At 69.7% G+C, this 9,191-nt stretch carries 7 protein-coding genes; all 7 read right to left on the bottom strand.

Going from position 1 to position 9,191, the window contains the following annotated elements; all coding sequences use genetic code 11:
• Positions 1-38: 38 nt before the first annotated feature.
• On the bottom strand, positions 39-1,694 hold the full coding sequence (pgi, locus tag ACFWUQ_RS30125) for a glucose-6-phosphate isomerase (protein ID WP_384544348.1): 1,656 nt from the start codon (positions 1,692-1,694) through the stop codon (positions 39-41).
• Between the two features lie 172 nt (positions 1,695-1,866).
• Positions 1,867-2,202, bottom strand: a complete 336-nt coding sequence (locus tag ACFWUQ_RS30130; protein ID WP_007263454.1) for an RNA polymerase-binding protein RbpA — start codon at positions 2,200-2,202, stop codon at positions 1,867-1,869.
• Between the two features lie 181 nt (positions 2,203-2,383).
• The gene (secG, locus tag ACFWUQ_RS30135; protein WP_150522109.1) at positions 2,384-2,614 is read right to left on the bottom strand and encodes a preprotein translocase subunit SecG; all 231 of its coding nucleotides are present in this window, start codon (positions 2,612-2,614) and stop codon (positions 2,384-2,386) included.
• Positions 2,615-2,755: 141 nt separating this feature from the next.
• Positions 2,756-3,532 (bottom strand): triose-phosphate isomerase, encoded by a 777-nt coding sequence (gene tpiA, locus ACFWUQ_RS30140; RefSeq protein ID WP_384544340.1) that lies wholly within the window; start codon positions 3,530-3,532, stop codon positions 2,756-2,758.
• A 6-nt stretch (positions 3,533-3,538) separates the two neighbouring features.
• Complete coding sequence (locus ACFWUQ_RS30145) at positions 3,539-4,750, bottom strand: phosphoglycerate kinase (RefSeq protein WP_384544342.1); 1,212 nt, start codon at positions 4,748-4,750, stop codon at positions 3,539-3,541.
• Between the two features lie 142 nt (positions 4,751-4,892).
• On the bottom strand, positions 4,893-5,897 hold the full coding sequence (gap, locus tag ACFWUQ_RS30150; protein WP_384544344.1) for a type I glyceraldehyde-3-phosphate dehydrogenase: 1,005 nt from the start codon (positions 5,895-5,897) through the stop codon (positions 4,893-4,895).
• Positions 5,898-6,105: 208 nt separating this feature from the next.
• On the bottom strand, positions 6,106-9,084 hold the full coding sequence (locus tag ACFWUQ_RS30155) for a M14 family zinc carboxypeptidase (protein ID WP_384544346.1): 2,979 nt from the start codon (positions 9,082-9,084) through the stop codon (positions 6,106-6,108).
• Positions 9,085-9,191 lie beyond the last annotated feature (107 nt).

Here is a 9,191-nt window from a genome sequence, read left to right on the forward strand (position 1 = left end):
CCCCGCACCTGCCGGTGCGGGGCGCTTCGCCGTGTGTGTCAGCTCCGGCCGCGGAGCCGGCGGTAGGTCGCCACCAGGGCCTTCGTCGAGGCGTCCAGTCCCGCCACCTCGGCGCCTTCGGTCAGGGCGGGCTCGATCCGCTTGGCGAGGACCTTGCCGAGCTCCACGCCCCACTGGTCGAAGGAGTCGATGTTCCACACCGCGCCCTGGACGAACACCTTGTGCTCGTACAGCGCGATCAGCTGCCCCAGCACCGCCGGGGTGAGCTCGGCGGCCAGGACCGTGGTGGTGGGGTGGTTGCCCTTGAAGGTCTTGTGCGCGACGAGCGGCTCGGGCACGCCCTCGGCCCGCACCTCGTCCGGGGTCTTGCCGAAGGCGAGGGCCTGGGTCTGCGCGAAGAAGTTCGCCATCAGCAGGTCGTGCTGGGCCGCCAGCTCCGGCGCCAGTTCCGCGACCGGCCGCGCGAAGCCGATGAAGTCGGCGGGGATCACCTTGGTCCCCTGGTGGATCAGCTGGTAGTACGCGTGCTGCCCGTTGGTGCCGGGCGTGCCCCACACCACCGGGCCGGTCTGCCATTCCACCGGATCGCCCTGGCGGTCCACGGACTTGCCGTTGGACTCCATGTCCAGCTGCTGGAGGTACGCCGTGAAGCGCGAGAGGTAGTGGCTGTACGGGAGCACCGCGTGCGACTGGGCGTCGAAGAAGGCCCCGTACCAGATCCCCAGCAGCCCGAGCAGCAGCGGGAGGTTCTCCTCCGGCGGCGCCGTGCGGAAGTGCCGGTCCATGGTGTGGAAACCGCCGAGCAGTTCGCGGAAGCCGTCCGGGCCGATCGCGATCATCAGGGAGAGGCCGATGGCGGAGTCGAAGGAGTAGCGGCCGCCGACCCAGTCCCAGAACTCGAACATGTTGTCCGCGTCGATGCCGAAGCCGGTGACCTTCTCGGCGTTGGTGGACAGGGCCACGAAGTGGCGTGCCACGGCGGCCTGGTCGCCGCCCAGCCCCGCGAGCAGCCAGTCCCGCGCCGACTCGGCGTTGGTGATGGTCTCGATGGTCGTGAAGGTCTTGGAGGCGATGATGAACAGCGTCTCGGCCGGGTCCAGATCGCGTACGGCCTCGTGCAGGTCCGCCCCGTCGACGTTGGAGACGAAACGCAGGGTCAGGCTCCGGTCGGCGAAGGCCCGCAGCGCCTCGTAGGCCATCGCCGGGCCGAGGTCGGAGCCGCCGATGCCGATGTTGACGACGTTCCTGATGCGCTTGCCGGTGAACCCGGTCCACTCCCCCGACCGGACCCGGTCGCTGAAGGCCGCCATGGTGTCGAGGACGGCGTGCACGGCGGGGATCACGTTCTCGCCGTCCACCTCGACGACGGCGTCCCGCGGCGCGCGCAGGGCGGTGTGCAGCACCGCCCTGTCCTCGGTCGTGTTGATCTTCTCGCCGCTGAACATCGCCTCGCGCAGCTCGGCCACGCCCGCCGCCGCCGCCAGCTCGCGCAGCAGCGTCAGCGTCTCCTCGGTCACCAGGTGCTTCGAGTAGTCGACGTGCAGGTCCCCGGCGCGCAGGGTGAAGGCGGAACCGCGTCCCGGATTCGCCTCGAACAGCTCCCGCAGATGCGTCTGCCCGAACTCCTCCCGGTGCTTGCCGAGTGCGAGCCACTCCGGCATCCGGTTGAGCTTCGTACGGCTGTCTGCGTTCATCTCGGACATCAACCCACTTCTTCCGTCCTGTCGTGCCCCGCCGACTCCAACCTAAGGGATGTGAAGCGGCGTAACGGACAGGCGCCTTCGGCGCGGGCGCACGCGAAAGGGCCCGGCCCCGCAGGAGAAGTGCCTGCGGGGCCGGGCCATATGACTCGCGATGCCGTGCGTCTCAGATCTCGCCGCGGAGTTTGGCGAGCGCCTCGGCGAGGATCGCCTCGCCGTCGGCGTCCGTGCGCCGCTCCCGTACGTACGCCAGGTGCGTCTTGTACGGCTCGGTGCGCGGCGGGGCCGGGGGGTTGTCCCGGTCCTGGCCTGCCGGGAACCCGCAGCGCGGGCAGTCCCAGGTGTCCGGCACCTGCGCGTCGCTGGCGAAGCTGGGCTGCGTCTCGTGCCCGTTCGAGCACCAGAAGGAGATGCGCAGGCGGGGCGCGGACTCGCCGCGCTCGGCCTCACCCATCGGCCCCGCTCCGACCCGACTGCCACGGATCGCGTTGCCACTTGCCACGGTCGTAACTCCCTGCGTGATGGTGCCGCGGAGCGTGAGGGAAATGTCCGCCGCGGGCGCCCAAGTCTACGTAAGGCCCAACGCGCGTCCATGGAACGGAGTTACTCATTCCATGTCATGGACGCCGGATCCCATAGTAGGCCGGGCGGAGCCGACCGGACTGCCGGAATGGCGAGAACGGTCAGCTGCTCGACTTCATCAGGAGACCGAGCGCCATGATGCAGGCGAACCACAGCAGCCCGACGACGACGGTGATGCGGTCCAGGTTGCGCTCCGCCACGGAGGAACCGCCGACCGACGACTGCATGCCGCCGCCGAACATGTCGGAAAGGCCGCCGCCCTTGCCCTTGTGCATCAGCACGAGCAGCATCAGCAGGGCGCTGAAGACGATCAGGGCGATCGAGAACCCCATAATCACGGCTGATTCCTACTTTCTGGCTTTTCTGGCTTTCCGGTTCTGCTGGTACGTGCGCGGGGGCCAGTGGCTGCTGTGCAGCCTCCTGGCCCCCGCAAGGGTACGACGGATCCGTCCTACCGCATACTCACAGCGAACTTACTGGTCGCGGAAGCGGACGATCTTGACGAACTCGTCCGCGTCCAACGCCGCGCCGCCGATCAGGGCGCCGTCGACGTCGGGCTGGGCCATGATCGCCGCGATGTTCCCGGACTTCACCGAGCCGCCGTACTGGATGCGGACCTTGTCGGCCAGCTCCTGCGAGTAGAGCTCGGCGAGGCGGCCGCGGATCGCTCCGCAGACCTCCTGGGCGTCCTCGGGGGTGGCGACCTCGCCGGTCCCGATGGCCCACACGGGCTCGTACGCGATCACGATGGACTCGACCTGCTCGGCCGGGACGTCCTTGAGGCCGCCGTCGAGCTGCGCCAGGGTGTGGGCGACCTGCTCGCCGGCCTTGCGGATCTCCAGGCCCTCGCCGACGCACAGGATCGGGGTGATCCCGTGCTGGTAGGCGGCCTTGACCTTGGCGTTGCAGATCTCGTCGCTCTCGGCGTGGTACTGGCGGCGCTCGCTGTGGCCGACGGCCACGTACGCGCACTTCAGCTTCGAGAGCATCGAGCCGGAGATCTCGCCGGTGTAGGCGCCGGAGCCGTGCGCCGACAGGTCCTGGGCGCCGTACTTGATCTTCAGCTTGTCACCGTCGACCAGGGTCTGCACCGACCGCAGGTCGGTGAAGGGCGGCAGCACGGCGACCTCGACGGCGTCGAAGTCCTTGTCGGTCAGTGCGAAGGCGAGCTTCTGGACGTGGGCGATGGCCTCAAGGTGGTTGAGGTTCATCTTCCAGTTGCCCGCCATGAGCGGGGTGCGGGTGGTCATGGAGTGTCAGCCCTCCAGGGCGGCGAGACCGGGGAGCGTCTTGCCCTCAAGGTATTCGAGGGAGGCGCCGCCACCGGTGGAAATGTGGCCGAAAGCGTTCTCGTCGAAGCCCAGGATGCGGACCGCGGCAGCACTGTCGCCGCCACCGACGACGGTGAAGGCGCTGCTGTCGACGAGAGCCTGCGCGATGGCGGTGGTGCCGCCCGCGTAGTCGGGGTGCTCGAAGACGCCCACCGGACCGTTCCAGAAGACGGTCTCGGCGTCGGCGATCTTGGACGCGTAGAGCTCGCGCGTCTCGGGGCCGATGTCCAGGCCCTCCTTGGTCTTCGGGATCGCGTCCGCGGCGACGGTCTCGAAGTCGGCCGGGGCCTTGGTCTTCAGGTTCGGGAACTCGGGGGAGACCAGGACGTCGACGGGGAGCACCAGCTCGACGCCGGTGTCCTTCGCCCGCTGCATGTACTCGGTGACCTTCTCCAGCTGGTCCTCCTGGAGCAGGGAGATGCCGACCTCGTGGCCCTGGGCCTTGAGGAAGGTGTAGGCCATGCCGCCGCCGATGAGGATGCGGTCGGCCTTGCCGAGCAGCTGGTCGATGACGGCGAGCTTGTCGGAGACCTTGGCGCCGCCGAGGACGACCACGTACGGGCGCTTGACCTCGTCGGTCAGCTTCTTCAGGACGCCGACCTCGGTGGCGATGAGGTAGCCGGCCGCGTGCGGCAGTCGGGCCGGGAGGTCGAAGACCGAGGCGTGCTTGCGGTGGACGGCGCCGAAGCCGTCGCCGACGTAGATGTCGGCGAGCTCCGCGAGCTGGTCCGCGAAGGCGCCGCGCTCGGCGTCGTCCTTCGCGGTCTCACCGGCGTTGAAGCGGAGGTTCTCGATGACGGCGACCTGGCCGTCGGCCAGGGCGGCGACGGTCGCCCGGGCGGATTCCCCGACGGTGTCGGTGGCGAACGCGACGTCCGTACCGAGGAGTTCACCGAGGCGTGCGGCGGCCGGGGCGAGCGAGAAGGCAGGCTCCGGAGCGCCCTTGGGGCGGCCCAGGTGCGAGGCCACCACGACGCGGGCGCCGGCTTCGGCGAGCTTCGCGATCGTGGGCTGCACGGCGCGGATGCGGCCGTCGTCGGTGATGGCGCCCTGGTCGAGCGGGACGTTCAGGTCCGCGCGGACGAAGACCCGCTTGCCCTTCACGCCTTCGGCGAGCAGTTCGTCGATCGTCTTCATGTGTTCCTACTCCTTGTGAGCCCTTCACCCGGAGGGCGAGGAAGGGAGAACGAGGCAAGCGACAGGGCCCGTGCGGCGCTTCGTCGCGCTGCCCGGACCCTGTGCTCACATCGTGGTGCCTTGCCTTGGTACCGGGGCGACCTTAGAGCTGGCCACCGACGAAGACCGTGAGGTCCACGAGACGGTTGGAGTAGCCCCACTCGTTGTCGTACCAGCCGATGACCTTGACATTCTTGCCCTGGACCATCGTCAGGGAGGAGTCGAAGGTGCAGGACGCGGGCCAGTTCACGATGTCGGAGGAGACGATCGCGTCCTCGGTGTAGTCGAGGATGCCCTTCAGCTGGCCCTCCGCCGCCTTCTGGAAGGCGGTGTTGACCTCGTCCTTGGTGACCTCGCGCTCCAGCTCGATGACCAGGTCGGTCACGGAGCCCGTCGGGACCGGGACGCGCATCGCGATGCCGTCGAGCTTGCCCGCCAGCTCCGGGATCACCAGCGCGGTGGCCTTGGCGGCACCGGTGGTGGTCGGGATGATGTTCTCGGCGGCGGCGCGGGCGCGGCGCAGGTCCGAGTGCGGGAAGTCCAGGATGCGCTGGTCGTTCGTGTAGGCGTGGACCGTCGTCATCATGCCCTTGACGATGCCGAAGTTCTCCAGGAGGACCTTGGCCATCGGCGCCACGCAGTTGGTGGTGCAGGAGGCGTTGGAGATGACGTGGTGGTTCGCCGCGTCGTACTTGTCCTGGTTGACGCCCATCACGATCGTGATGTCCTCGTCCTTGGCCGGAGCCGAGATGAGGACCTTCTTCGCGCCGGCGGCGATGTGCTTGGCGGCGTCGGCCTTCTTGGTGAAGATGCCCGTCGACTCGATGACGATGTCGGCGCGCAGCTCACCCCAGGGAAGGTTCGAGGGGTCGCGCTCGGCGAAGGTCTTGAAGGTGTTGCCGCCGACCGTGATGGTGTCGGCGGTGTGGGTGACCTCCTGCTTGAGGCGGCCCAGGATGGTGTCGTACTTGAGAAGGTGCACCAGGGTGGCGTTGTCAGTCAGGTCGTTGACACCGACGATCTCGATGTCCGCTCCCTGCTCCAGGAGCGCCCGGAAGTAGTTGCGGCCAATTCGGCCAAAACCGTTGATGCCTACGCGGATCGTCACGAACCGATCTCCTCGTTGGTGCGCCGGTAAGTGCGCCGGCGAGCTGTATGGGATGTCCCCGACCGCTTACGACCCTACCTCTCCGTGAGCTTTCGAGTGACATCGGCGGGGACCTGACACGCCCCCGTGCCCCGCGCGGGAAACTCCCGGCGGGACCTCGGGGACTTTGCGCCCCGTCACGCAGGGTGAGTGACAGGAGGGCCGCTGATCAGCGGTTCAGCGCACGCAGCGCCTTACCGACGAGTAGGGCGCGGTCCGTCGCGGCCGGCAGGTGTTCGAGGCCGAAGCCGAGCAGGACGGTGTCACGCGTAGTGACTGCCGCATAGGACGTGAAGAGTTCTCCCGACCGGGCCCAATCGCCTGGAACTTCGGGGCTTCCGGCCGGCGCGCTCGCGGCCGTCCAGACGCCGAGGGAGGCCTCGAACCCCTCCACGGCGCGGTCGGTACCGCCCACGTTCAGGCGCGCCTCGTCCGCGAAGACGCCGCGGCCGCCGGAGCCCGGGTCGGTGACATAGGAGAGCGCGACCTCGACCGTCCTGCCCGCGTACGCGCTCAGGTCGAAGGAGACCTGCTTCCAGCCGTCGGAGGAACCGGTGAAGCTGTTCCACGCCCCGCTGGTGCCCTGCGGCGTGCAACCGCCGCCGGCCAGGGTGAGGTAGCGGCGCAGGAACGGGTGGTCGTTCATGAAGAACCCGGCCGCGCACTCCTCCGGGACGGCGGTGCCGCTCAGACCGCCCGCGTCCGCCAGCGTGGTCCAGTCGTCGCCGCCGGCCGCACGCGCCTCCAGCAGGGCGTGGTCGTAGCCCTCCTCGGTGTTCCAGTTCAGCGCGAGTTTCAGCTGCGGCCTGTCGGCGGCGGCGACCTGCGTCAGGTCGAGGGTGGTGACCAGCCGCTTCCAGTCGCTGTCCGCGTGCAGGGCCGAGGCCATCGCGCCGCCCGCATAGGGGGCGTACGGGTTCACGACCCCGTCGAACCGTCCCGCCTGCGCGCTGCGGAACTGCGGGAAGCGGTCGGGGGCCAGCGTCTCGGAGGTCACCGTGTAGGAACCAGGCGCGTCCAGCGGGTTGCCCGCCGCGTCACCGAGGCCGCCCGCCGCCCCGGCGAGGGTTCCCGCCCCGGCGAACGCGGTGGCACCGCGCACGCCCGTACGGCCGTACGCGCCGAGCCAGTACTGGCTGAAGTCGTTGGTCACGGCCCGGCCGACCCGGGCGTTGCCGCCGGCCAGTTCACCGGCCTCGATCAGCTTGCCGCCCTCGTTCAGGAAGTCGCGGATCGCGAGCTGCGTGTCGCCGCCCGGCGTCTTCGCGCCGGTGTGGTGCACGGCCGTCCGGAAGTGGGAGAGGACGCCGAGGCGGTGCGGCGCGCCCTGCACCGCGACGTCCCAGACCGCCGCGGACCGGCCGTTGGCGCGCAGGGCGTCGACGTACGTCCGGGCGTGCTGCGCGGGCGCGCCCTCCTCGGCGACGACCAGCACGTCCGCGCGGGGCCGCTCGGCCACCGTGTAGGTGAAGCGCGTGCTGGAGACCTGCTTGCCGGAGCGGTCGCGGCCGGTGAACCAGACCTCGACCTCGTCGCCCGGCTTCGTGCCCTCGACCTCGGCCCGGTACTCGTCGAACCAGTTGTTGTCCTCGCCGCCGTAGACGTCTCCGCCCTTCCAGGCCTTGAGGTCCTCGTCGTGCGTACGGCCGCCGTTGACGCGGTAGTTGAGCTCCTTGTCCTTCAGCGCCTTGCGGGCGGTGACCGCGACCGTCTGCTCCTCGCCCCGGGCCGCGTAGGAGGTGGTGAAGGGGTCGGGGGTGAAGTCGGCGGCGGTCAGGCCCACGGTGGACGCCGGCCGGTCCGGGTGCGCGGCGCTCTCGCCGACCGAGAGGGCGAAGGGGATGTTCTTCGCGAACTCGGCCTGGATCAGCTTCTCGTCGTCCGGGAAGTTGAACCCGGAGGCGCAGTCCTCGGGCCTCCACCGGTCGTCCGGGTCGATCTCGGAGGCCGTCCGGCAGGTGGTCATCTCCGGCGTGAACATCATGATGCCGTTGGTGTTGGACGCGTGCCCGTCGGCCTCGCCGTTGGTGGTGTACAGCTCGGAGGAGACCTGCGGGTAGTAGCCCGGTACGGCAGGGTTCTCGGGGGTGCCCGCCAGCGCCCGGTAGGCGATGTCGTCGGGGGTCGGGGTGGCCACCTGCCAGCCGACGCCGTAGAGGATGAGCTCGGCGGCCGAGTGGTAGTTGACGGCGTACTCGAAGCCGACGCGCTTCTGGAACCGGTCGAGGGCGACGGTCTCGGGCTCGGAGGCGGCCTTGGGGCCCCGGTAGGTCTCGCTCGCCTGGTTCGGCGAGGAACCCTCGTTGTCGTAGCCCCACTTGTAGGCGAAGTTGCGGTTGAGGTCGACACCGTCGACGGCCGTGGTCCTGCCGTCGCCGTTGTTGTCGCGCAGGTTCTTGCGCCACAGCCGCTCGCCGTCGGGGGCGTGCGTGAAGTCGTACCCGTCGGGGTTGGCGGAGAGCAGGAACCACAGCTCGGTGGAGTCCACCAGCGCGGTGATCCGCGGGTCCTTGCCGTAGTTGTCGAGGGTGTGGTGCATCAGCCGCCGCGTCATCTCGGGGGTGATCCACTCGCGGGCGTGCTGGTTGGACATGTACAGGACGGAGGGTTTGGCGCCGTCCTTGGTCCTCCTGGCGTCCTTGGTGACCTTGAGGGCGAGGATCTCCTTGCCCTGGACGGTCCTGCCGATGGAGACGACCTTGCTGAGGCCGGGGTTGGCCCGCCCGGCCGCGAGGATCTCCTCCTGGAGGCCGCCCTTGCCGCTGTACGGGCGGAAGACCCCGTCTCCGGCGGCCTTCGACCGGGCCAGGCCGTCGGGCGGGACCTCGCGTTCGGCGAGGGCGACGCCCTGGGCCGCGAGCTCCGCGGCCTGTCCGGCCGTGAGGAAGAGCTCGACCCGGGCGGTCCCCGTCTGCGGAGGGCGCTCGGAGAGCTCGTGCGCGTCCTGGCCGGCGGCGAGTACGAGCGGGACCTGCTCCTGGGTGATGTCCGCGTCGTAGACCCGGACCTCGTCGTCGGCGGAGCCGGCCGGCGTGCCGGCCTCGGTGGCGGGGCCCGGCCGGGCCTGGGCGGCGGTGGGTAAGGCGGCGAGTGCGGTTGCGAAGACGAGTGCGCTGGCGGCGAGGATCGATCTCGCGCGGTGCCTCATGTGCCCCCCTGGGCGTCGTCGGCCACGAAAGCTGTGGACGACAGACTCAAGACCGCCCCGTGGTCATGTCAATGGGGCGTGCCGCGAGGGGCCCGCACGGGTGATCG

Source organism: Streptomyces sp. NPDC058662 (assembly GCF_042716255.1).
Lineage (GTDB): Bacteria > Actinomycetota > Actinomycetes > Streptomycetales > Streptomycetaceae > Streptomyces.